This window comes from Cellulosimicrobium sp. 22598 (genome assembly GCF_052044445.1).
GTDB lineage: Bacteria > Actinomycetota > Actinomycetes > Actinomycetales > Cellulomonadaceae > Cellulosimicrobium > Cellulosimicrobium cellulans_G.
In genome coordinates, this window is sequence record NZ_JBQEMZ010000011.1 from 151,447 (window position 1) to 173,979 (window position 22,533).

Annotated in this window: 23 protein-coding genes and 3 tRNA genes; 9 read left to right on the plus strand and 17 right to left on the minus strand. The window is 75.3% G+C overall.

The features are described 5' to 3' along the window. Nucleotides 1-60: 60 nt before the first annotated feature. Together ACTJIY_RS13725 and ACTJIY_RS13730 are read right to left on the minus strand one after the other, a co-directional pair. Entirely contained in the window at nucleotides 61-465 is a 405-nt protein-coding gene (locus ACTJIY_RS13725; protein ID WP_440674319.1) for a hypothetical protein, read from the minus strand. A gap of 64 nt (nucleotides 466-529) precedes the next feature. Further along, nucleotides 530-1,897, minus strand: a complete 1,368-nt coding sequence (locus tag ACTJIY_RS13730) for an aminoglycoside phosphotransferase family protein (protein WP_440674318.1) — start codon at nucleotides 1,895-1,897, stop codon at nucleotides 530-532. Nucleotides 1,898-2,025: 128 nt separating this feature from the next. Here ACTJIY_RS13730 and ACTJIY_RS13735 point away from each other — a divergent pair, with 128 nt between their 5' ends. The 3 genes from ACTJIY_RS13735 to ACTJIY_RS13745 all read left to right on the plus strand — a co-directional run bounded on the left by ACTJIY_RS13735 (nucleotide 2,026) and on the right by ACTJIY_RS13745 (nucleotide 4,650). Then, entirely contained in the window at nucleotides 2,026-3,000 is a 975-nt protein-coding gene (locus ACTJIY_RS13735; protein ID WP_440674317.1) for a hypothetical protein, read from the plus strand. After that, complete coding sequence (locus tag ACTJIY_RS13740) at nucleotides 2,987-3,388, plus strand: GntR family transcriptional regulator (protein WP_253055106.1); 402 nt, start codon at nucleotides 2,987-2,989, stop codon at nucleotides 3,386-3,388. Before ACTJIY_RS13735 ends, ACTJIY_RS13740 begins: the two co-directional genes overlap by 14 nt. Nucleotides 3,389-3,645: 257 nt before the next feature. Beyond that, the gene (locus tag ACTJIY_RS13745) at nucleotides 3,646-4,650 is read left to right on the plus strand and encodes a L,D-transpeptidase family protein (RefSeq protein WP_440674316.1); all 1,005 of its coding nucleotides are present in this window, start codon (nucleotides 3,646-3,648) and stop codon (nucleotides 4,648-4,650) included. 11 nt (nucleotides 4,651-4,661) lie between these two features. On the opposite strand, the gene ACTJIY_RS13750 is transcribed toward ACTJIY_RS13745, so the two are convergent. The 3 genes from ACTJIY_RS13750 to ACTJIY_RS13760 all read right to left on the minus strand — a co-directional run bounded on the left by ACTJIY_RS13750 (nucleotide 4,662) and on the right by ACTJIY_RS13760 (nucleotide 9,360). Further along, a complete protein-coding gene (locus ACTJIY_RS13750; RefSeq protein WP_374615321.1) occupies nucleotides 4,662-5,915 on the minus strand; it encodes a UDP-N-acetylmuramate dehydrogenase in 1,254 nt (417 codons plus the stop codon). Nucleotides 5,916-6,406: 491 nt separating this feature from the next. After that, on the minus strand, nucleotides 6,407-7,717 hold the full coding sequence (locus ACTJIY_RS13755; protein ID WP_353707783.1) for an MFS transporter: 1,311 nt from the start codon (nucleotides 7,715-7,717) through the stop codon (nucleotides 6,407-6,409). Further along, a complete protein-coding gene (locus tag ACTJIY_RS13760; protein ID WP_440675284.1) occupies nucleotides 7,714-9,360 on the minus strand; it encodes an MFS transporter in 1,647 nt (548 codons plus the stop codon). Before ACTJIY_RS13760 ends, ACTJIY_RS13755 begins: the two co-directional genes overlap by 4 nt. A gap of 72 nt (nucleotides 9,361-9,432) precedes the next feature. Here ACTJIY_RS13760 and ACTJIY_RS13765 point away from each other — a divergent pair, with 72 nt between their 5' ends. Then, nucleotides 9,433-10,572, plus strand: coding sequence for a LacI family DNA-binding transcriptional regulator (locus ACTJIY_RS13765; RefSeq protein ID WP_440675283.1), 1,140 nt, complete (start codon nucleotides 9,433-9,435; stop codon nucleotides 10,570-10,572). Between the two features lie 10 nt (nucleotides 10,573-10,582). On the opposite strand, the gene ACTJIY_RS13770 is transcribed toward ACTJIY_RS13765, so the two are convergent. Beyond that, nucleotides 10,583-12,118, minus strand: coding sequence for a Tat pathway signal sequence domain protein (locus ACTJIY_RS13770; protein ID WP_440675282.1), 1,536 nt, complete (start codon nucleotides 12,116-12,118; stop codon nucleotides 10,583-10,585). Nucleotides 12,119-12,277: 159 nt separating this feature from the next. Here ACTJIY_RS13770 and ACTJIY_RS13775 point away from each other — a divergent pair, with 159 nt between their 5' ends. After that, nucleotides 12,278-12,931 carry a SigE family RNA polymerase sigma factor gene (locus ACTJIY_RS13775; RefSeq protein WP_374615310.1) on the plus strand — a complete coding sequence of 218 codons (654 nt, stop codon included), beginning with the start codon at nucleotides 12,278-12,280 and terminating at the stop codon, nucleotides 12,929-12,931. Next, entirely contained in the window at nucleotides 12,928-13,956 is a 1,029-nt protein-coding gene (locus tag ACTJIY_RS13780; protein WP_440675281.1) for a hypothetical protein, read from the plus strand. The genes ACTJIY_RS13775 and ACTJIY_RS13780 overlap by 4 nt, the downstream gene beginning before the upstream one ends. Nucleotides 13,957-14,046: 90 nt before the next feature. Here ACTJIY_RS13780 and ACTJIY_RS13785 read toward each other — a convergent pair whose 3' ends face one another. The 6 genes from ACTJIY_RS13785 to ACTJIY_RS13810 all read right to left on the minus strand — a co-directional run bounded on the left by ACTJIY_RS13785 (nucleotide 14,047) and on the right by ACTJIY_RS13810 (nucleotide 15,671). After that, entirely contained in the window at nucleotides 14,047-14,481 is a 435-nt protein-coding gene (locus ACTJIY_RS13785; protein WP_253055099.1) for a MaoC family dehydratase, read from the minus strand. Further along, a complete protein-coding gene (locus ACTJIY_RS13790) occupies nucleotides 14,478-14,939 on the minus strand; it encodes an FAS1-like dehydratase domain-containing protein (protein ID WP_141388455.1) in 462 nt (153 codons plus the stop codon). Before ACTJIY_RS13790 ends, ACTJIY_RS13785 begins: the two co-directional genes overlap by 4 nt. Before the next feature lie 28 nt (nucleotides 14,940-14,967). Further along, nucleotides 14,968-15,138, minus strand: a complete 171-nt coding sequence (rpmG, locus tag ACTJIY_RS13795; RefSeq protein WP_021482899.1) for a 50S ribosomal protein L33 — start codon at nucleotides 15,136-15,138, stop codon at nucleotides 14,968-14,970. 86 nt (nucleotides 15,139-15,224) lie between these two features. Then, a tRNA-Met gene (locus ACTJIY_RS13800) sits at nucleotides 15,225-15,301 on the minus strand. A 61-nt stretch (nucleotides 15,302-15,362) separates the two neighbouring features. Further along, nucleotides 15,363-15,435 (minus strand) — tRNA-Thr (locus ACTJIY_RS13805). Between the two features lie 154 nt (nucleotides 15,436-15,589). Continuing rightward, nucleotides 15,590-15,671, minus strand: a tRNA-Tyr gene (locus ACTJIY_RS13810). A 130-nt stretch (nucleotides 15,672-15,801) separates the two neighbouring features. Here ACTJIY_RS13810 and rarD point away from each other — a divergent pair. The 3 genes from rarD to ACTJIY_RS13825 are packed head-to-tail and all read left to right on the plus strand — an operon-like array spanning nucleotide 15,802 to nucleotide 18,355. Next, the gene (gene rarD / locus ACTJIY_RS13815; protein WP_374615307.1) at nucleotides 15,802-16,827 is read left to right on the plus strand and encodes an EamA family transporter RarD; all 1,026 of its coding nucleotides are present in this window, start codon (nucleotides 15,802-15,804) and stop codon (nucleotides 16,825-16,827) included. A 56-nt stretch (nucleotides 16,828-16,883) separates the two neighbouring features. After that, entirely contained in the window at nucleotides 16,884-17,378 is a 495-nt protein-coding gene (locus ACTJIY_RS13820) for a YajQ family cyclic di-GMP-binding protein (protein WP_253055098.1), read from the plus strand. 14 nt (nucleotides 17,379-17,392) lie between these two features. Next, the gene (locus ACTJIY_RS13825) at nucleotides 17,393-18,355 is read left to right on the plus strand and encodes an HAD family hydrolase (protein WP_440675285.1); all 963 of its coding nucleotides are present in this window, start codon (nucleotides 17,393-17,395) and stop codon (nucleotides 18,353-18,355) included. Here ACTJIY_RS13825 and ACTJIY_RS13830 read toward each other — a convergent pair. The 5 genes from ACTJIY_RS13830 to ACTJIY_RS13850 all read right to left on the minus strand — a co-directional run bounded on the left by ACTJIY_RS13830 (nucleotide 18,324) and on the right by ACTJIY_RS13850 (nucleotide 22,427). Beyond that, complete coding sequence (locus ACTJIY_RS13830; protein ID WP_440675280.1) at nucleotides 18,324-18,713, minus strand: hypothetical protein; 390 nt, start codon at nucleotides 18,711-18,713, stop codon at nucleotides 18,324-18,326. The genes ACTJIY_RS13825 and ACTJIY_RS13830 overlap by 32 nt on opposite strands. Nucleotides 18,714-18,798: 85 nt before the next feature. Then, complete coding sequence (htpX, locus tag ACTJIY_RS13835) at nucleotides 18,799-19,683, minus strand: zinc metalloprotease HtpX (RefSeq protein ID WP_353707777.1); 885 nt, start codon at nucleotides 19,681-19,683, stop codon at nucleotides 18,799-18,801. A gap of 188 nt (nucleotides 19,684-19,871) precedes the next feature. Then, entirely contained in the window at nucleotides 19,872-21,284 is a 1,413-nt protein-coding gene (locus tag ACTJIY_RS13840) for an FAD-dependent oxidoreductase (protein WP_439159104.1), read from the minus strand. Between the two features lie 217 nt (nucleotides 21,285-21,501). Next, nucleotides 21,502-21,975 carry an LpqN/LpqT family lipoprotein gene (locus tag ACTJIY_RS13845; RefSeq protein WP_353707775.1) on the minus strand — a complete coding sequence of 158 codons (474 nt, stop codon included), beginning with the start codon at nucleotides 21,973-21,975 and terminating at the stop codon, nucleotides 21,502-21,504. A gap of 179 nt (nucleotides 21,976-22,154) precedes the next feature. After that, nucleotides 22,155-22,427, minus strand: a complete 273-nt coding sequence (locus ACTJIY_RS13850) for a WXG100 family type VII secretion target (protein ID WP_021482523.1) — start codon at nucleotides 22,425-22,427, stop codon at nucleotides 22,155-22,157. Between the last annotated feature and the right edge of the window lie 106 nt (nucleotides 22,428-22,533).

Genomic DNA, 22,533 nt, shown 5'->3' on the forward strand with positions numbered 1-22,533 from the left:
GAACCGACGGGCGCGGACGCACCCCTGACACGTCGAACGGTGGCCCTGAGTGCGCCTCGGTCAGTCGGCCGACTGCGGCGACGGCGGCGTGACCGGGCTGGGCGGGGTGTTCGGCGTCTGCGGCGTGTTCGCCGTGGGCGGGGTGTTGGGCGTGTTCGGGGTCTGGCTCGTCACGGCCGAGCCGGACGTGTCCGCCGAGCCCGCGGTGCTCGGGGACGCGGACGTGTTCGCCGTGACGGTCGTGATCGACGTCCCGTTCCGGACGTCGGTCGGGCTGGGCGTCGCGGACGTGGCGGGTGCGTCGGTCGGCGAGCCGGTCGGCGTGCTCGACGTGCTGACCTGGACCGACGGCGAGACGGTCGCCGGCTCGGGGGCGTCGAACGCGCCCTGGGCGGTCGCCACCGTCGCTCCGAGACCGACCGCGCCGAGCGCCCCGGTGACGATCCATGCGCTGCGTGCCTTCATGATCCTTCTCCTTCGTCCGATGGTGCGCACGACCCCTCGGCCGTGCATGGTCCGAGCCTCTCGGTCACGCGTGAGATGCCGAGGAGGCGCCGATGAGAGTGCTCTCAGGAACGGGGGCGGGGTCGGCGGCGACCGTCCCGGGGGCCGCGTCCAGCAGCCCCTCCGCGACCCGCAGCCACGCGTCGGCGAGGTCGCGCGTCGCCGCGCCGGCCGTGAGGGACAGCACGACGCCGGCCGCGCGCGCCCGCAGGACCGCGGGGTCGACGCGCTCGTCGAACACGGCCAGGCACCGGTCGACGAGCGCCCCCACGCCCCCGTACGTCGCTGGGGCGAGCGACGGGAGCACGGCGAGGTGCGCGACGAGGCACGCGAGGTCGTCGACGCGATGCCCGGGGCCGAGCGTGTCGACGTCGAGCAGGACGCCGACGCGGGCGCCACCGGCCCCCGGCGCGGCGGGGTCGCCGGCGGCCGCCGGGACGTCGAGCAGGACGTTCGCCTCGTAGAAGTCGCCGTGCGTCGCGACGACCGGCCCGGGGTCGCGCGTCGCGACGGCCGTCCGGACCGCGCGCGCGACGCGGTCCACGCGCGCCGGGTCCAGCGCGTGCACCGCGAGCGCCGACGCCGCGTAGTGCTCGACGCGCTCGGACCACGCGGGGCGGCGGCGCAGCGTCGTCGCGCGGGCCGGGAGGGCGTCGAGCGCGCGCAGGAGCTCGCGTGGGTCGATCGCGGTGGGCTGGCCGTCCGGGCCGAGCGCCGCGAGGTGCTGCGCGAGCGACGGGCCGCGCGCCTCCTCGAAGACGACCACGCCGTCGTCGTCCCATGCGAGGCAGCGGGGGGCGTTCACGGTGGTGGACCGGAAGAGGTCGTGCCGACGGACGAGCGAGCGCGCCCGGTCGGGCCGGACGACCTTGACGTAGACCGTGCGCGCGGACGTCCGCGCGCGCAGCACCGCGCGCCGGAGCGGGCGGTAGGCGACCATCGTCACCGACTCCACGGCCTCGCCGGGCGCGAGCGCCCCGGCCGCCGCGAGGCGGCGGGCGAGCGCGCCCGCGTCGCACGCGGCGGCGAGGCCGGGCAGCAGCGGGTCGGCGGGGTGGCGCCACACGTGCACGACGCGCGGACCGTCCGCGAGGCGGACGACCCCCGCCCCCACCGCGTCGGGCGAGAGGGGCGCCGTCGTGGCGAGCAGGTACTCGGCGGCGTCGGCCGAGGCGGTGCCCCCGCCCGGACCGGCCGCGAGCGCCCGGCGGGCGACGACGTCGTACCCGACGGTGACCTCCGCGCCGGGGCGCGCGTGCACCTGGTGGACGCGCCACGCGTCGAGGCTCGCGCCGTCGGCGCCCAGCGCCACGGCGAGCAGCTCTCCCGCCTCGGGGGCGGTGAGCAGGTCGAGCCAGGCACGCTGGTCGGGCGCGGGAGGGGCGAGCGTCATGGCACCAGGCAACCTCGCTCGCGTGGGTCTCGGGTGAGACCGGGATGAGAGAGCTCTCATCCCGGCGGGCCGGTTCGGGGAGCGGGGTCTTGACGGGGCCGAGGACCGCGTGCCAATGTACTGATGTGTTGATACAAACGTCGGACGAGCCGCAGGGCGTCGACCTCTTCCTCCCCGCGACGTACGACCTCGTGTGGACCGGCGCCGTCCTCGCCCTCGTGGTGGCGCTCGGCGTCGCGGTGGTGCTCGCCGTGCGGGCCGCGACGCGCACGCCCGAGCCGTCGCTCCACGGGCTCGCCACGGAGGACCCGGTGCGCCGCGCCGCCCGGCGGCACGCGACGACCGTGAGCGTCGCCGCGGTGACGGCCGCGCTCCTCGCCGGCGCGGTCGTCACCCAGGCCGCCGCAACCTCCGTCGGGGGCCTCGCCGAGGGCGTGCTCGTGGGCCTCTCCCCCGCGGTCGTCGGGCTCACGTTCCTCGGCGCGCACGCCGTCGGGGAACGCACCTGGCCGCGCCAGCGGACCGCCGTCCGCGCGGCCACGCTGCGCCCCCGGACCGTCGCCGACGTCGCGCCCCGCGGCCTGCGGCGCCTCACCTGGTCGCTCGGGGCGCTCGTCGGGCTGCTCGCGGCCGTCGGGGCGCTCACGGCGGGCGACGACGGGCGGTCGGTGACCCGCGTCCTCGGCGACACGACCTCGACCGCGAGCCCCTACCCCGGCACGTTCTACGGCGTGTGGCTCGCGCTCGCGGCCGTGCTGCTGGTCGCGGGCGCCGAGGGCGTCCTGCGGCTCGTCGCGCGTCGGCCCGCCGTCGCGCACGTCGAGGAGACGTGGGACGTCGGCCTGCGCCGCGCGTCCGCGCACCGGGTCCTGCGGGGCGCGCAGCTCGCGCTCGGGCTGACGGCCGCGGGGATGCTCGGCACCGGTGCGAACGCCGCGGCGCGGGTGGGCTACCCGGGGGCGGTCGCGCTCGTCGTCGTCGCGGTCGGGCTGGCGCTGACGGCCGTCGTGGTCGCCGTCCGGCCCGCCGCGGACCCGGACGCGTGGGCCGACGACCGCGCGGGCGCACCCGTGATGGCAGGGGCAAGTCGTGCCGCCCGCTGAGCTGCGCGTCGAGATCGACCTGCGCTCGGGGATCGCGCCGTACGAGCAGATCCGGTCGCAGGTCGTCGCGCACGTCGCCGCCGGTCGCCTACGCGTCGGCGACCGCCTGCCGACGATCCGCGCGCTCGCCACGGACCTCGGGCTCGCGCCCGGGACCGTGGCGCGCGCGTACCGCGAGCTCGAGGCGGCCGGGGTCGTCACGACGCGGCGTCGCGCCGGGACCGTCGTGGCCGACGGCGTCTCCGCGAGCGACGTCGCCGCCCGCCACGCCGCGCACGAGCTCGTACGCGCCGGCCGCGAGGCGGGCCTGTCCGACGACGCGATCCTCGACGTCGTGCGCGGGGCGCTGCTCCACGAGCCACCCGGGCCGGGGGACGCCGGACGCTGAACCACGGTGAACGGCGTCGAACGGCACCGGACGGCGCTGGACGACCCGCGCTGGACGGAGCGCCGACCGGGCGAGCGCCCGCGGTCACGGTCCGGCGGTCGGCGGACGGCCGAGCCCGTCCGGCCCGCCCCGACCCGTCGCCGCGTCACGACAGAGTCACGATCCGCCGACAGGCGCCCGGCACGGACGTCCGAGGCACTCGCCGGGCGCATGATGGTGCCCGCGGCGGACGCCGCGGCACACGTGAGGGGGAACAGGTGGACGGAGCTTCCGCGAGCGCGCGGACGGGCGCTGCGACGCCCACGACGGCGGGGGACGCGGCGTGCGCCGCTCCCGCGGCAGCGGGGCGCGGACCGGGCCGACGTCGGCGCGGTACCCGCGCGGTGTCGCTCGCCGTCGTCTCCACGCTGGTCGCGGCGCTGGCGCTCGCAGGCTGCCAGGCCGGGCTGCCCGACCTCGAGCCCGGCCGGACGCCGTCGGCCACCGCGGACGGGCCCTCGACGACGGCACCCGCGAGCCCGAGCCCGACGGAGACCACGCCCGAGCCGACGGAGACGCCCACGGCCGAGCCGCCCGCCACCGAGACCCCGGAGCCCGAGCCGAGCACGCCTCCGCCCGCGCCGGAGCCCACCCCCGAGCCGCCGCCCGCACCCGTCGAGCCGGAGGAGCTCGCGCGCGGCGCGACCGGCGAGCGCGTCGTCGCCCTGCAGCAGCGTCTCGCCGACCTCGGCTACTTCATCGGCGCGCCCGACGGCGACTTCGGCGGCGGCACGCAGCAGGCCGTGTGGGCGCTGCAGAAGGCGGCCGGGCTCTCGCGCGACGGCGTCGTGGGCCCCGCGACGCAGGCCGCGCTCGACCAGGGCGTCACGCCGCAGCCCCGCAGCGGGTCGGGGAAGGTCATCGAGATCGACCTCGACCGCCAGCTCCTGCTCGCCGTCGAGGACGGCCGGGTCGTCACGGTCGTCAACGCGTCGTCGGGCAACGGCGAGTCGTACGAGGCGAAGGGCCGGACCTACCGGGCGGGCACGCCGCGCGGAGAGTTCCACGTGGGCCGGCAGGTCGACGGCAACCACTCGTCGAGCCTCGAGCTCGGCGACATGTGGCGCCCCAAGTTCTTCACCGGCGGCATCGCGGTGCACGGCTCGGGCTCGATCCCACCGTGGCCCGCGTCGCACGGGTGCGTGCGCGTCGCGAACTCGGCGATGAACTGGCTCTGGGACACCTGGCACGCCGACCCGGGCACCACGGTCCTCGTCTACTGACCCCCGGTCGGTCAAAGGGAGACGCCGACGAGGACGGGCTCCGGGACCAGATCGACGCCGAACGCCTCGCGCACGCCGTCGCGGACGGCGCGCGCGAGCTCGACCAGGTCCTCCGCGCTCGCGCCGCCCCGGTTCGTGAGCGCCAGGGTGTGCCGGGTCGACAGCCGCGCGAGGCTCGCCGGGCCGTGGACGCCGAAGCCCTTGGTGAACCCGGCGTGCTCGATGAGCCACGCCGCGGACGTCTTGACGAGCGTCGGGTCGATCTCGCCGAGGCTCGGCCCCGTCGTGCGAGACGGCGTCGCCGAGCGCACCGGGTAGCGCGGCGCCTCCGCCGGGAGCAGGTCGGCCTGCTCCGCCGGGACGACGGGGTTCGTGAAGAACGACCCGGCGCTCCAGCGGTCGTGGTCCGGACCCGTCTCCCCGGGCACGGCGCCGTCGGGCGACTCGGGCGACGCGGGCGCGGCGTCCGGGCCGACGCCGTCGAGCAGCATGCCCTTGCGCGCCCGCAGTGCCAGGACGGCGTCGCGCACGTCGGCGCTCGGGGCCCGGTCGCCGACCTGCACGCCGAGCGTCCGGGCGAGCTCCGGGTACGCGACCGGGGCGGACAGCGAGCCGAGCCGGGACTGGAAGCCGACGTCGAGGACCACGTAGCGCGGGGACGGGTACCACGGGCCGTCGGGCTCGTCGTCACCGCTCACCGCGGCGTGCATGCTGCGCTTCAGCAGCGACGTGCGGTACCCGAACGCGAGCTCGCCCAGGGCCAGCGTGCGCACGCGCGACCGCCGACGGTCCCACACCCGCACGGTCGAGATCACGCCCGAGACCTCCTGACCGTACGCGCCGATGTTCTGGACGGGCGCGGCGCCGACGGTGCCCGGGATGCCGGACAGCGCCTCGACGCCCACCCACTCCTCCGCGACCGCACGCGCGACGAGCTCGTCCCAGTCCTGGCCGGCCGGGGCGTGGAAGCTCGCGCCGCCGCACGAGTCCTCCGCGTCCACGGTGATCCCGCGGCGCAGGTCGCGCACGACGACCCCGCCGAACCCCTCGTCGCCGACGAGCAGGTTCGACCCGCCGCCGATCACGAGGAGCGGCTCCCCGGCGTCGTCCGCGGCCCGCACGGTCTCCAGCAGCTCGGCCTCGCTGTGCGCCTCGACGTACCGGTCCGCCGGACCGCCCACGCGCAGTGTCGTCAGCTCCGCCAACGAGGGCGCGCCGACGGCGTCGGGCCGCAGGCCCGGCGCGGTCCGGACGATCTCGGGCAGGTCGCGGTCGACGGGGGTGAGGGGTTCGCACGTCACCGCCCCAGCGTAGTTCGCCCCCGCCCCGGCCGGCCCCGTCACCGTTCGCACGGTCGACCTCGCAGGGTCGGTCCCCGGCGCACACGGCCTCTGCCGCCTGCGGGCCGGGACCGCGGCACGCGCGGGCCCAGCCGCCTGCCAGGTCGGGTCCGCGGCACGTGCGTGCCCAGCCGCCTGCGGGTTCGGGTCCGCGGCGCAGCGGCGTCGGCGCCGGCGCGTGCGGCATTCTCGTGCGCCGGCCGCACGCAGCAGCGGGAACCGTGCGGGCGAAGCTGACACTGCGGGCAGTCGCCCGAGGCAAGCCCAGACCAGGGCGAGACACCGCAGGGCGACCAGACCGCCGTCGGCCACGACCACGGCTCTACCTCGGCAAACCACGCCTCTACCTCGGCCGACCAGGGCTCTACCTCGGCCGACCAGGGCTCTACCTCGGCAAGCCCTGCGGTCGGTGCGGGTCAGCGGTTGGGGGTCTCCTCGGAGCGCTGGGCGGCCTGCTGGCCCGCGGAGCCGGCCGCGGTCGGGAGGGGGCGCGTGGCGCCGACGACCAGCAGTCCGACGACCACGGGCACCGCGATGACGAGGAGCGCGGCGCGGTAGCCGACGTGCTCGGCGAGGAACCCGATGAGGGGCGGGCCCATGAAGAACGCGGAGTAGCCGATGGTCGCGACGACGCTCACGCGCACGGCGGCGCGCGCGGGGTCGTCGGACGCGGCGCTCATCCCGACGGGGAAGCCGAGCGCCGCGCCCATGCCCCACGCGACCACGCCGAGCAGCGCGAGCCAGATGCTCGGCGAGAGCGTGAAGAGCAGCAGCCCGACGAGGGCGAGCGCCGCCCCGAGCCGCAGCACGGTGACGCGGCCGTACCGGTCGAGCAGCCCCGTGCCGAGCAGGCGCATCCCGGTCATGGCCGTGAGGAACACGGCGAGGCCGACCGCCCCCATCGCGTCGGACGTCTCGAAGCCGTCGACGACGGCGAGGCTGACCCAGTCGTTCGCGGCGCCCTCGGTGAGCGCGGCGGCGAGGACGACGAGCCCGATGAGGAGCGTGCGCGGCTCGGTCCACGCGCTGAGCGCGCCGCGCGCGTTCTCCGACGCGGTGAGGGGTGCGCCGCTCCCGGCCGCGGCGGCGGGGTCCGCGCCCGCGGCGTCCTCCGACGCGTCGACGACGGCGTGGTCCACCTGCCCGGCCGGGAGGAAGAACCGCACGCACCACAGGACGCCGAGGAGGCTGAGCACGACGGCGGCCGTGAGGTGCGCCTGGACCGGGACGTGCAGCGCGGCCATGAGGGCCCCGACGCCCGCGCCCGCCATGGTGCCGAACGAGAACCCGGCGTGGAAGCGCGGCATGATCGCCTTGCCGAGCCGCTGCTCGACGGCGGCGCCCTCGAGGTTCATCGCCGCGTCCCACACGCCCGTGCCGATGCCGGCGAGGAAGAGCCCGACCCGCACGACGACGTCCTCCCCCGTGGCCACGCCCGTGACGGCGGTGACGAGGCCGACGACGTTGGTCACGGCGAACAGCGTGACCGCCTTCGACGCGCCGAGCCGCTGCACGACCATGCCGGAGAGCGGCAGCGCGAGCAGCGAGCCGACGGCCATGAAGAGCAGCAGGAGGCCCATCTGGGCCTCGGTGAAGCCGAGGGAGTCCCGGACCGCGGGCAGGCGGGACGCCCAGGTCGCGAAGTTGAAGCCGTTGAGGAAGAAGACCGCGAACACGGCCCAGGTGGCGAGCGCGACGACACGACGGTCGGTGCGGGCGGCGGTCATGCGGAGGTCTCCTCGCGACGGTGCGACAGGCGGTTTCGGGGGCGACGGGCGGCGGCACGGCGGACGGTGACGGACGCCCCGGTGCGGGGCGTCGCGCGGGGCCGGCGCGCCCGGCGGGGGCGGTGCGCGTCGTCGGCCTCGTCCGGGACGGCGCCGGTCGCGCCGTCCCGGTCGACGTCGACCGTGCGGTCGACGGCGTCCACGGCGACCGGTGCGTCGGTCTCGGGTCCATCCTCCACCCCGGACGGCACGCCGTCGTCCGCACCCGCCGGGCGACGCGTTGCCCGGGCGGCGAGCGCGGCCGGGGTGCGCAGGGGCGTGACCTGGCGCGCGAGAAGGACGCTGAGGACCATCGCGGCGACGATGAGCACGAGCGCGTGGCGCGCGCCCATGGCCTCGGCGGCGAGCCCGAGCAGGGGCGGTGCGGCGAGCGACGCCATCGACGCGAACGCGGACACGACGGACACGCGGCTGGCGGCGCGCAGCGGCTCGTCGGACGCGGCGGCGATGCCGACGGGCACCGCGAGCGCCGCACCGAAGCCCCAGAGCACGACCCCGGCCCCGGCGAGCGGGAGCGTCGGCGCGAACCCGAAGAGGAGCAGCCCGGCGATCGACGCGACGCCGGAGGCGCGGAGCACGGTCACGCGGCCGAAGCGATCGATGAGGCGGGTCCCGGCGAGCCGCATGACCGTCATGGCCGCGACGAACGTGCCGAACACGACGGCCCCGACGGCCTCGGTCTGCGCGAACCCGTCGACGACGGCGAGCGAGAGCCAGTCGTTGGCCGACCCCTCGGACAGCGCGGCCGAGAGGATGACGAGGCCGATGAGCAGCGTGCGCGGCTCGCGCCAGGCCGAGAGCGCCGCCCCGAGCCGTGCGCCACGACGGGCGAGGCGCGCGCGGAGCCCGGCCGTCTCGACGTCGACGACGGCGTCGCCGAGCGCCTCGACCGGGGCGGGAGCGTCCGCCGGGGCGCGCGTCGGGAGCGTGTCGTGGACCGTCGCGGGGATCGCGGCGAGGCGCCAGGCCATGGCGACGGCGCCCGTCGCGACGAACTGGACGAGCACGGGGACCTGCGCGTGGGCGCAGGCCGCGCCGACGAGCGAGCCGACGACGGCGCCGACGGAGAACGCGGCGTGGAACTGGGGCAGGATGGTGCGCCCGACGCGCCGCTCGATGCCCGCGCTCTCGACGTTCATCGGGACGTTGCCGAGCGAGAACGCCATGCCGTTGACGAAGATGCCCGCGGCGAGCAGCGGGACGGAGCCCGTCGCGGGGCCGAGGCCGAGCAGCAGGAACGCGACGCCGAACAGGACCGCGGAGACGGCGAACGCGACGCGGCCGCCGAAGCGCGTGACGAAGGGGCCGGCGGCGGTGACCGTGGCGAGCGCACCGACGGCACCCGCGAGCAGCACGACGCCGAGGTCGGCGGGGGTGAGGCCGAGCGCGTCGCGCACCGAGGGGATGCGCGCGAGCCAGCTCGACATCATGACGCCGTTGAGCGCGAACACGCCCAGCAGGACCCAGCGCGCCCGGGACAGGGCGCGGGGGTCGGACAGGAGGTCGGTCGGTGACTGCGCAGCACCTCCTCGAATCGATTCGATCCGACGGACGAGGGTGCGCTTCGAATCGATTCGAGGCATGGTCACCAGTGTGCGGGTACGCTGGCCGCGCGTCAATCGAGAATCCCGCGCGCGCGGGAGGCAGGGAGCGTGATGAGCGACACCCCCGGGAACCGGGAGCCCGCAGCCGGGCCGTCGGCCCACCGCCCCACGCTCGCGAAGGTCGCCGAGCTCGCCGGCGTCTCCGTCTCGACGGCGTCGCTCGCCTTCTCCGGCGCGGGACCGATCACCCCCGAGACCCGGGCCCGGGTGCTCGACGCGGCGAAGGAGCTCGGGTACACGGGGCCCAACCCGCTCGGCCGTCAGCTCCGGTCGGGGCGGTCCGGCGTCGTGGGCGTCGTCGTCGGCGACCAGCTCCGCCGTGCGTTCCGGGACCCCGTCGCCGTCCAGGTGCTCGACGGCCTCGTCTCGACCCTCGGCGAGAACGGCCTCGGCGTCCTCCTCATCCCCGGCATCCCGTCGGACGACCCGGCCCGCGCCGTCGACCCCCTCGTCGAGAGCGCGGCCATGGACGTCGCCGTCCTCGTGTGGGGCGTGGGGTCGGACGACGCGACGCTCGCCGCGCTCCAGCGGCGCGGCGTGCCCGTCGTCATCGGGGAGGGACGCGCGGTCGAGGGCGCACCGCTCGTCGCGATCCGCGACCGGGTCGGGACGGCCGACGCCGTACGGCACCTCGTCGACCTGGGCCACGCCCGCATCGCGGAGGTCTCGCTCCCCCTCGACAACTCCGACCGCAGCGGGCCGATCGACGCGCGGCGACTCGCCCAGGTGGACCGCACGCCGACGGCGAACCGGCTCGCGGGCGTGCGGGACGTCGTCGAGCCCGTCGCGAGCTGGGAGACCGAGGCGTCGCTCGTCGAGCACGGCCGCTCCGCGACGCTGGCCCTCCTGGGACGCCCGGGCGCGGACGGGTCGACCGAGCCGGCCGACCCCGCCACCCGACCCACGGCGGTCATCGCCCACTCCGACCTGCTCGCTGCGGGCGCCCTGCTCGCCGCGCGCGAGCTCGGCCTGCGGGTGCCCGACGACGTCTCCGTGGCCGGGTTCGACGGGCTCGACCTGCCCTGGCTCGCCCCGGACGTCCTCACGAGCGTCCACCAGCCGCTCGCCCGCAAGGGCTCCGAGCTCGGTCTCGCCGTCATCCGCCAGCTCGCGGGCGAGAGCCCGACGACGGTCGAGCTCGACGTCGAGCTCGTGGTGGGGACGACGACGGGCCCCGCCCCCACCACCTGACACCGGCGGGTCAGCCGAGGCGACCGGGCTGCAGCGGGTTCGCCCGCGCGGCCGCCATGACGTACCAGGACGTCGCCCCGACGTGCTGCACCTGGAAGTACCCGAACCCGAAGCCCGAGTCGAGCAGGCTCGACGCGGCGACGACGCCGCCGCGGTCCGGCAGCGCCGCGCCGCCCATGGTCTGACCGGCGCCGACGCCCTCCTGCACGCCCTGCGCCTCGCGCAGCAGACCCTCGGCCCGGACCCGGTCGTCGTCCCGCTCGCAGCCGCGGCGTCCCCGCCGCCGGTCGTCGCGGTTCCCCCGCCCGCGCGCCCCGCGGTCCGCGAGCGCCGACGCGAGCTGCGCCGTACCCTCCAGCCACACCCCCTGCTGGTGCACCGGCAGCCCGTTGTACGACGCGGTCGACGTGAGGCTGGCGCTCGAGAACGTCACGCCCTCGACGACCGTCCCGGCGGGGAGCTGCGACACGCCCTCGCCCGCGACGTCCCGTGCGGCCAGCGCGTCGTCCGCCCAGTCGAGCGCGCGGGCGTAGCGGCGCTCGCGCAGCGCGAGCCAGCCCCACGTCTGCGGGTCGAGCGGGAGCGGGTCCCGGTTGATCTCGGTGCCGTCGTTCGTGCCGGTGTACAGGTAGCCGCCGTCGGGCTCCCACATGCGGTCGACGAACGCACGGGCGTGCTCGGCGGCCCGGTCCCAGCGCCGGTCGCGCGTCACGGAGCCGAGCTGGCGGAAGAACGCGACGCAGTCGATGTTGTGCTCGGTCGAGCCGTTGGGGATCGGGACGTTCGCGCCGTCGACGCCGAACGAGAAGCCGCCGAGGGGCGCCCGGGACCACGTGTGCGCGACGATCCACTCGCCGATCCGCAGCGCGGCGTCCCGGTAGCGCACGTCGCGCGTCGCCGCGTACAGGTGCAGCAGGGCGATGCCGGGCCAGGCCATGTCCCCGACCGCCGTCCCGAGGAAGCCGAACTGCCACCCGACGTTCGCCGTCCCGTCGGGCAGCACGAGGCCGTGCTCCTGCGGCGTGCCGTCGTAGAACGTGTACGGCCCGACGTTGTACGCCTGACGCAGGCGGCCGTCGTCGTGGTCGGGGTCGTTCTCGAGTGCGAACACGAGCCCGTCGCCGAGCGCCCGGGCGCGGTCGAGGTAGCGGCGCCCCGCCGTGAGCGTCGCGAGGACGGCGAGGGCGTTGTCGTAGACGAACGCCGTGGAGAACAGGCCGAGCTGGTCGGCGTAGGACTGCGCGAGCCGCGGGCCGGGGTTGACCTCGGGGTAGGCGTCGGTCGCCGCGGCGAGGAAGCCGTGGGCGCGCTGGACCGACGCCGCGCGGCTCCGCGCCGGGCCACCGGCCGTCTGCCCGACGGCGCCCGCCGCCGCGGGCAGGGTCGCGCCCGGTCGTGCCGCCGCCGGAGTCGCCGTGAGCCCGGCGAGCGCGAGCGCACCGCCGAGCGCGAGGACGGCGCGACGGTCCAGCCCCGGGGAGGGCGCGGGAGCGGGGTCGAGATCGCGAGGTTCGTGGGGTGCGGCGCGGCCGCCGTGCTGGGTCATGAGCGTCTCCTTCGACGTCGTGAGGTGCGCGACCCACGGTAGTGGGAGCGTTCCCATGGCGAAAGGGGGCGGGCCGTGGCGAACGATGTCGAATCTCCGCTCCGGTCTCACCACGAGACTCAACCTTCCGGAGCGGTCACGCGTGTGACAGTCATGACCGTGAACGCGATCGCCCTCTCGGCCGACGACGAGCCCGACGAGAGCCCACCCCCGGACGCCGTCCTCCCCGTCGTGCGCGCCGTCACCTCGCACGAGCAGGAGTTCAGCGACTTCATGGCGAGCGCCGCGCCGCGGCTCGCGCGCACCGCGTGGCTGCTGTGCGGCGACGTGCACCTGGCCGACGAGCTCGTGCAGCAGGCACTCACCCGGACGTACCTGCACTGGCGCACGGCGCGCGAGCGCGACCCGTACGCCTATGCCCGCCGCACGCTCGCGAACCTGCGGGTCGACACGTGGCGCCGCCGACGCCGCGAGGTGCTCGTCGCCCCGCCCGACCTCCCCGAGACCGCGAGCGACGCCCGGGCCGACCAGCACGCCGAGCGGGACGTCCTCGTCCGCGCGCTCGCGACGCTCACGGCCCGCCAGCGCCGGATCGTCGTGCTGCGCCACCTCGTCGGGCTGAGCGAGAGAGAGGTCGCGGACGACCTCGGCGTCTCCGTCGGCACCGTCAAGTCCACGGCGTCGCGCGGGCTCGCCCAGCTCCGCTCGGTCCTCGGCGCCGCCGATCCCGCCGACGCGCGGGGCGGCGCGCTGCGCACCGCCCGCCTGCCGCACCACCCGACCAGCGACCAGACCGACAGGAGGCAGCCATGACCGGCACCCTTCCGACCGACGACGAGACGTTCGTCCACGCGCTCCGTGCGCGGGTCGACACGCTCGCCCCCCGCATCGACGTCGACACCGACCGCGTGCTCCCGACGGCCCGTCGCACCCGACGGTGGCGCCGCACCCTGGTCTCGGGCCTGTGCGCGCTCGCGGTCGTCGCCGGCGGGGTGGGCGCGGCGAGCTACTGGGCGGAGCCCAGTCCCACCCATCCCTCGCAGCTCGCCCCGGCGAGCGGCGGCGACGCCGCGGCCCTGGGTCCCGACGGGAGGCCGCAAGGCAACGGCCCCTCCGACGGGCCGTACTGGCGGGTCCGGACTCTGACGACCAGCACGGAGACGACCAGCGACGGGCGGACCGAGGAGAGCTCGCAGGGCATCACGTACTGGACCGCCCGCGACCCGGAGGGCGACTCGTACCGAGCGTTCGAAGGCGACGAGGCCCTGGAGCCCTGGCCCGGCTCGACGTTCGGGTCGCTCGTCGTCGACGGGGAGCTCGTCCGGCTCAGCTGGGACGCGCTCGCCACGCTCCCGACGGACCCCGCGGAGCTCGACGCGCTCCTGCGTGACAGCATCCGGGCGGAGCTCGGGTCGGTGAACGAGGACGCGCTCGCCCAGAAGACGTGGAACCTCCTCACGAGCGGGCCGACCTCGCCCGCCGTGCGCGACGGGCTCTGGGCCACCCTGAACGGGCTGACGGGCAGCACCCCGTTGGGTGCCGTCCAGGACACGCAGGGTCGCACCGGCGAGGGTCTCGAGTGGGTGGGCGAGGACCAGAGCAACCGGATCGTGCGCCTCGTCTACGACACCACCGAGCACCGCTTCCTCGAGCTCACCTTCGACGTCGACCTCGGCACGTCCGGCTCCGAGCCCACCGCCGACGACCCGACCGCGGGGACGAGCGACGAGGGTGCCGCGCTGCAGCACGTCGTGGAGCACACCACGTACCTCGACGAGGGGGAGGTCGCCGGGCCGCCCCGGGAGAGCGGCGGCCCCGACTGCTGGGAGACCTGCTGAGTCCGAGCGGGACGACGAGGGCGCCGCACCCGGCCGGGTGCGGCGCCCTCGTGGCGTCGGGAGCGCGGGGCCGCCCGAGGCGACCTCGGGTCAGAGGCGGACGACGGCCTGCGTCTTGCCGAGGACGCGCGCACCCTCGAACGTGACCGTGAGGTCGACGCGGACGGTGCCGGCGTCGGCGTCCACGGCGCCGACGGTGCCGGTGACCTCCAGCGTCGCGACGCCGGGGTTCGGCACGGCCACGGGGCGCGTGAAGCGCGTCTGGTAGTCGACGACGGCGCCCGGGTCACCGGCCCAGTCCTCGACCAGCGCGACGGCGGCGCCCATGGTGAACATGCCGTGCGCGATGACGCCCGGCAGACCGACCTCCGTCGCGAAGGCGTCGTTCCAGTGGATCGGGTTGAAGTCGCCGCTCGCGCCGGCGTAGCGGACGAGGCGCGCGCGGTCGACCTCGACCGTGCGCGTCCCGATCACGTCGCCGACGGAGAGGTCGGCGAGGACGGGGCGAGTGACGTCGGTGCTCATGCGCCCTCCCCGCGGACGGCGAGGGTGGAGGTGACGGTCGAGACCGGCTCGGTCCCACCGTCGGGCAGGAGCGCGGCGATCTCGCAGCGCGTGGTGACCATGGCGAGGCCGGCTCGCTCGACGATCGAGTCCACGTGCAGCACGGTCACGAGCTCGTCGCCCGCGACGATCGGCCGGTGGTGCGTGAAGCGCTCGTCCGCGTGGACGACGCGCGAGAAGTCGATGCCCGCCTCCGGGTCCTCGATGAGCTGCCCCTCCGCCCGCTGGGCGACGACGACCGCGAAGGTCGGAGGTGCGACGAGGTCCGGATAGCCAGCACCCCGCGCCGCCACGAGGTCGTGGTGCACGGGGTGGGTGGCGCCGACGGCGCCGGAGAACTCGCGCAGCTTCTCGCGTCCCACCGAGTACGGCGCGTTGGCGGGGTACTCGCGGCCGACGTAGGCCAGGTTGACGCTCACTGCGGTGCGCGGGCGCGGAGCCGGAGGCTCAGCGGGTCTCGCGGTGCGCGGTGTGCTTGCCGCAGCGCGGGCAGAACTTCGCGAGCTCCAGGCGGTCCGGGTCGTTGCGACGGTTCTTCTTCGTGATGTAGTTGCGCTCCTTGCAGTCCACGCAGGCCAGCGTGATCTTGGGGCGAACGTCAGCGCTCTTGCTTGCCACGGTAGTGAGCCACCTCTCGCGCCTCCGGAGGGCGCATGTGCTGTGCAGGTCGCACGACGCCGGCCGCCGTGCGAGGTTGTCGAAAGTGGTAGCGGAGGCGGGGATCGAACCCGCGACCTCACGATTATGAGTCGTGCGCTCTAACCATCTGAGCTACCCCGCCGCGTGACTGAACGCGAGGCCGTCTCGCAGTATTCCAGCAAGACGGCCCCGCGTCACCACAGAGCCCCGAAAGGGAATCGAACCCTTGACCTTCTCCTTACCATGGAGATGCTCTGCCGACTGAGCTATCGGGGCAGCGCGGAAAACTCTACACGGAACACGGCGTCGAACGAAATCGGCGCCGTTCCGCCGTTCCTGGGCCCTCCGGCCTCGCTCTCCACCGGCGTCGCGCGCCGTCCGGGACGACGACGACGGGGCGCCACCCGTAGGTGACGCCCCGCCGTTCCGGTGGCAGGTGAGGGATTCGAACCCCCGAAGGCTGAGCCGTCTGATTTACAGTCAGATCCCTTTGGCCGCTCGGGCAACCTGCCGTGTGGAGTTGTCGCTCGCCGAGAGCGGCTGCACCAGGTGCAGCCCCTGCCGTGCGGGCGTGCCAACGATACAGCCCGACCGGACCAGGTGCGAAATCCGCCTGTGGGCACCCGTCCGTAGAGTGGTGCGGTGACCCACCCCTCCCCCGCGCCGGACCACCTCCCCGGCACCGGGACCCCCGGCCCCGCCCCCACCGCCGCACCGTCCGCGCCCGCTCCGGCCGCGCCGTCGGGCCCCCCGCGCGGCGCCCCCGCCCCGACCGACCGCTGGGGCCTCCTGCTCGGTGCCGGCGCGTTCTTCCTCTGGGGCGCGATGCCCCTGTACTTCCCGCTCCTGGAGCCGGCGGCGCCGCTCGAGATCATCGCGCACCGGGTCGTGTGGAGCCTGCTCTTCTGCCTCGTGCTCCTCGCCGCGACGCGCCAGCTCGGCGGGTTCGTCACCGCGCTGCGCACCCCGCGCACGCTCGGCGTGCTCGCCGTCGCCGCCGTCCTCATCGTGACCAACTGGACCGTCTACGTGTACGGCGTGCTCAGCGGCCACGTGCTCGACGCCGCGCTCGGGTACTTCATCAACCCGCTCGTCACGGTCCTGCTCGCCGTCGCCGTGCTGCGCGAGCGGCTGCGCCCGGCGCAGTGGGCGGCCGTCGGCATCGGCGTCGCCGCCGTGGTCGTCATCAGCACCGGCTCGGGAGGGCTGCCGTGGATCGCGCTCGCGCTCGCGGCCTCGTTCGGCCTCTACGGCCTCGTGAAGAACCGCGTGGGCCGGACGGTCGAGGCGCTGCCGGGCCTCGCCGTGGAGACGGCCGTGCTCACCCCCGTCGCCCTGGCGTACCTGGTCTGGCTCGGCACGACGGGCGCCGGCACGTTCGGCGCCGAGGGGACCGGCCACGCGCTCCTGCTGGCGTCCGCCGGGATCGTCACGGCCCTGCCGCTGCTCCTCTTCAGCGCCGCCGCGCGACGGCTCCCGCTGAGCGTCGTCGGGCTCCTGCAGTACCTCGGCCCGGCGCTGCAGTTCCTCGTCGGCCTCCTCGTGTTCCACGAGCCCATGTCGCCGACCCGGTGGGCCGGCTTCGGGCTCGTGTGGGCCGCGCTCGTCGTGCTCTCCGTCGACGGGCTGCGGGCGGCGCGCGCGACGCGTCTCGCGACCCGAGCCTGAGCCCGCTCGACTACGGTGGGACCCAGCACCCGTTCCGGCCCGAGAGAGGACCACCCATGGCCGACTCGTCGTTCGACATCGTGAGCAAGGTCGACCGCCAGGAGGTCGACAACGCGCTGAACCAGGCGGCCAAGGAGGTCGCGCAGCGCTACGACTTCCGCAACGTCGGCGCGTCGATCGCGTGGAGCGGCGAGAGCATCGTGATGACCGCCAACTCGGCCGAGCGCGTGCTCGCCATCCTCGACGTCTTCGAGACCAAGCTCATCAAGCGCGGCATCTCCCTCAAGTCCCTCGACACGGGCGACAAGGAGCCCAAGGCGTCGGGCAAGGAGTACCGCCTCGCGGCGACCCTCAAGGAGGGCCTGTCGAGCGAGAACGCGAAGAAGATCACCAAGATCATCCGCGACGAGGCGCCCAAGGCCGTCAAGACCCAGATCACGGGCGACGAGGTCCGCGTGACGAGCAAGTCGCGCGACGACCTGCAGGCCGTCATCGCGCTGCTCAAGAGCGCCGACCTCGACGTCGCGCTGCAGTTCACCAACTACCGGTAGCGCTCGCCGTGACCCTGCCCGACGGCGGCGCGCGCCCGGTCGCACCGGGTCGCCCTGCCGCGTCGTCGAGCGCGCTCCCGCGCGTCGTCGCGACGGACCTCGACGGCACGCTCCTGCGGTCCGACGGGACCGTCTCGGAGCGCACGCGCGCCGCGCTGCGCGCCGCCGAGGACGCCGGGGTGGAGGTGGTGTTCGTCACGGCGCGCCCACCGCGCTGGCTCGACCAGCTCGCCGACGTCGTCGGCGGGCACGGGCACGTCATCTGCCTCGGCGGCGCGGCGGTGTGGGACCTGGCCACCGCGAGCCCGCTCGACGTGTGCGGCTTCGCCCCGGACGAGGCGGCCGCGCTCGTCGCCGACCTGCGCGCCGCCGTGCCGGGCGTCGCGCTCGCGTTCGAGAGAGTCGACGGGCCGACGTTCGACCCGGGCTTCCGCTCCACCCCGGACGACGACGCGGACGTCGTCGCCGCGGTCGAGTCGACGCTCGCCGCCCCCGGCGCCACCCCCGGCACCGGCCCCCGGCAGCCCGTCGGCAAGATCCTCGCGCGGGACCCCGGCGCGCCGGTCGACGACGCCCCCGCGACGCAGCCCGTCGTCGTCGCGGACGGGCAGACGACGGCGCAGGAGACCTTCTTCGCGCGCGTGCGCGACGCGATCGGCGACCGGGCGCACCTCGCCTACTCCGGGGCGGCGGGCCTCGCCGAGCTGCTCGCCCCGGCCGTGACGAAGGACGCCGCGCTCGCGCGCTGGTGCGACCGGCTCGGCGTCGACGCCCGCGACGTCTGGGCGTTCGGGGACATGCCCAACGACCTGCCCATGCTGCGCTGGGCGGGCCGCTCGTTCGCCGTCGCGAACGCGCACCCCGACGTCCTGGCCGCGGCGACCGACCGCACCGCCGCGAACGACGACGACGGCGTCGCCGCCGTCCTCCTCGACGCGCTGGGGGTCAGCGCGCCGGGCGGCGCCTCCGCGCCGTGACCGCCAGCCCGACGTGGAGGGCGACCGCGACGTACGCGGCGAGCAGGCCGACCCAGCCCTGGGCGAGCGCCTGGTCGTCGAGGACGCGCCACGTGCCGACGGCCGCCCCGGCGGCGGTGAAGACGCCCACGACGACGTAGAGCGCCGTCTCGCGCGCGACCGGGCCGGGCGCGCGCCGCGTCAGCGCGAGACCGACCGCGGCGGACAGGCACGCGAGACCCGAGACCGTCACGGCGGTGACCACGTCGTCGACGATCCACCCGTGGCCGTGCCGTTGGCGCAGCACGAGCGTGGGCCCGCCGACGGCGAGGAGCACGAGGGCGAGGTCGCGCGCGAGATGCGTTCGGCGACGGGGCACGGGGTCATCGTGCCACCTGCCCCGCGCGTCGGCGCTGCGCGTCTGCCGCGCCCGTGGCCCCGCCCGGCACGCCGCCCCGCGCCCGTCAGTGGTAGGTGATGCCGCCGTAGCCCGGGCCGTGCCCGGCCATCGTCTCGAGCCGCTTGATGCGCTCCGCCATCGGGGGGTGTGTCGCGAACATCTTGGCGACGCCCGCACCACGGAACGGGTTCGCGATCATGAGGTGCGAGACGTCCACGAGGTCGCGGTTCTGCGGGAGCGGGGCCCGCTGCGTGCCCGCGTCGAGCTTGCGCAGCGCGGACGCGAGGGCGAGCGGGTCGCCCGTGAGCTTCGCGCCGTCCTCGTCGGCGTCGTACTCGCGCGTGCGCGAGATGGCGAGCTGGATCAGCATCGCCGCGACGGGCGCGAGGACGACCATCGCGATCGCCGCGAGCGGGTTGCCGCCGCGGTCGCGGTCACCGCCGAAGATCAGCAGGAACTGCGCGAGCGACGTGATCACGCCTGCCAGCGCGCCCGCGACCGACGACGTGAGGATGTCGCGGTTGTACACGTGCATGAGCTCGTGCCCGAGCACCCCGCGCAGCTCGCGCTCGTCGAGGAGGCGCAGGATGCCCTCCGTGCAGCACACGGCCGCGTTCCTGGGGTTGCGGCCCGTCGCGAACGCGTTGGGCGCCTGCGTCGGCGAGACGTAGAGGCGGGGCATCGGCTGGCGCGCCTCCGTCGAGAGCTCGCGCACGATCCGGTACATCGCGGGCTGCTCGAGCTCGCTCACGGGGCGCGCGTGCATCGCGCGGATCGCGATCTTGTCGGAGTTCCAGTACCCGTAGAACGTCGTCACGAGCCCGATGCCGACGAACAGCCACAGCAGGTTCGCCCTGGCGCCGAACAGCGCCCAGAGGCCGAGGACGATGGCCCACATGACGCCGAACAGGCCGGCCGTCTTGAGACCGTTGAAGTGCTGACGCCCCACGCTGTGCTCCCTTCCGCGCCTCGGGCACCCGCGTGGTCCGCCGGGCACCCGACGGGCGCCGACCCCGTCGACGCCCACCTGATGAACGCCCGAGGCGACCGTCCCGTTCCCGGGCACGACGACGACGGCGCCCCACCCGGAGCGGGTGGGGCGCCGTCGTGCTCAGGTGCTCGGGCGCGACCGTCGGGTCAGCCGACCTGCGTCTCGCCGCGCGCCACGCGGATCATGTCCTCGCGCGGCACGACCTTGATGCGCTCGCGCCCGTGCGGCTCGCCGAGGGAGCGCTCGTACGCGTCGAGCAGCTCCCAGCCGGACCACTCGATGTGGTCGACGCCGCGCTCGCGGAGGAACTCCACGACGGCCTCGGGGTCCCCGAGCGGGGCGACGCGCCCCGCCGCGAGGTCCGCGGCCGCGACGTCGCCGCCGTCGCCCGCACCGGTGACGTCCTCGACGAGGTGGCGGATCGTCTCGGACGCGTCCGACTTGGTGTGGCCGATGAGGCCGACGGGGCCGCGCTTGATCCAGCCCGTCGCGTACACGCCGGGGATGTGCTCGCCGTCGATGTCGATGACCCGGCCCTCGCGGTTCGGGATGACACCCTTGAGCTCGTCGAACGGGATCTCCGGCAGCGGCGACCCGAAGTAGCCGACCGCGCGGTACACGGCCTGCACGGGCCACTCGTGGAACTCGCCCGTGCCGGAGACGGTGCCGTCGCCGTTGAGCCGCGTGCGCTCGGTGCGCAGCGCCTCGACCTTGCCGTCGCCGAGGACCGCCGCCGGCGCGTGGAGGAAGTGCAGGTGCAGGCGGCGCGACGCCGTGTTCTCGCTCGGGTCCTTGAGCGTCCAGTCCGTGAGGGTCTTGACGACCTGCTTGGTCTGGTTGGACGAGCTGATGGCCGCCATCGACCCCTCGTCGAACTCGAAGTCCTCCGGGTACACGATGACGTCGACGTCGGGGACGTGGCCCAGCTCCCGCAGCTCGAGCGGCGAGAACTTGGCCTGCGCCGGCCCGCGGCGGGCGAAGACGTGCACGTCCGTGACCGGCGAGGCCTTGAGGATCTCGTAGACGTTCTGCGGGACCTCGGTCGGCAGCAGGTCGTCCGCGTGCTTGGCGAGCACGCGCGCGACGTCGAGCGCGACGTTGCCGGCCCCGAGGACCGCGACCTGCTGCGCCTCGAGCGGCCACGTGCGCGGGACGTCGGGGTGGCCGTCGTACCAGGACACGAAGTCGGCCGCGCCGTACGAGCCCGGCAGGTCGATGCCCTCGATCGGCAGGGCCGCGTCGCGGATCGATCCCGTGGAGAAGATCACCGCGTCGTAGTACTGGCGCAGGTCGTCCAGCTTGAGGTCGACGCCGTAGTCCACGTTCGCGAGCAGGCGGATGTCGCCGCGGCTCAGCACCTTGTGGAGCGCCACGATGATCTGCTTGATGCGCGGGTGGTCCGGCGCGACGCCGTAGCGCACGAGGCCGAACGGCGCGGGCAGACGCTCGAACAGGTCGATGCTCACGTCGAGGTCGGTCTTGGACAGGATGTCCGCGGCGTAGATCCCGGCGGGACCAGCGCCGACGATCGCGACGCGCAGTGGACGGATGCTGCTCACAGGACGGTGCGCCTTCCGGTCGAGGACGGGGGTCTCTCCCGCGCGGCCGACGGGCCGTTCCGCGTCGACCGGAGTGGGTACCGGCCGCAGGAGACCTCTCGATTGTACGACTGGGGTGAGGGTCGCCTCACTCGGGCCCTCTCCTCCATGACCAGGGTCTCACCGGTCTCGCCTGGTGGATACCTCGTCTTGTGATCCGGGCGAATGTAACGCCGGGTCAGCGGTCGACGCGCAGGCTCTCCTGGATCGCGCGGATCTCCGCCGCGGCCCACGGGTGCTGGAGGAGCGTGCACGTCCCCGTCGTCTGGACGAGGTCGGCCACCGGCCCGCGCGGGACGACGACCGTCCGCACCGACTGCACCAGCACCGCTCCCCCGCCGCCCTTGAAGGACGCCTCGACCCACCGCCCCGGCAGGCCGTCCACGTCCACGTCGCCGCCGTCGAGCTGACGCAGCCGCGGCAGCGGCTTGAGCTTGCGCAGCACCTCGGCGTGCGCGTCGTCGAGCGTCTGCTCGGCCCGGATGCGCGAGACCACGACGATGACGTTCGGGTTGAACTCCCCCTCCTCGACCTCGCGCCCGAGCGCGAGCGGCAGGGCGACGTGGGGCAGCGGGACCCAGCGGTCGGGCGCGTCGAGCCGCACCCCCACGGGCGCGGGGAAGTCGTCGCTCGGGTAGCGCAGCTCGGCCATGCGTCAGGTCCTCTCGGTCGCTCTCGTCGCGCGCCGGCGGCGCGGGGCGCGCCAGCAGTCTCGCAGACCGTCGGACCACCGACCGCCCGGCCGCCCGTCAGCGCGCCACGTCCGACCCCGGGCACACGGAGGGCGCGGGACCCGTCCCGGGTCCCGCGCCCTGCGTGGAGCTCAGCGGATCAGCTGTTCGAAGCCTGCTCCTGCTGCTGCGCGTTCTGCGTGGCCTTCTGGCCCGCGTCCGTCAGCGTCTGCGCGACGTTGTTGAGCTGCGTCTGCGCGGCCGGCCAGTCGCTGCCCTTGAACTGCTGGGCGTCGGGGCCCTCCCACGGCACGCTCTGGATCTGCGAGTTCAGGTTCTGCATGGTCGTGCGGATCTCGTCCGCCTTCTGCTGCAGCGTCTGACCGAGCCCACGCAGCTCCTCGACGTTCGCGCCCCACATGCCACCAGCCATGGTGTTCTCCTTCTGTGTCTCGACCCCCACCCTGCGTGGACGTCGTCCCGTTGTCGATGGCCCTACTCAACCATCGGCCCGCGAGCCCCGTCGATGGGGAGGTGTC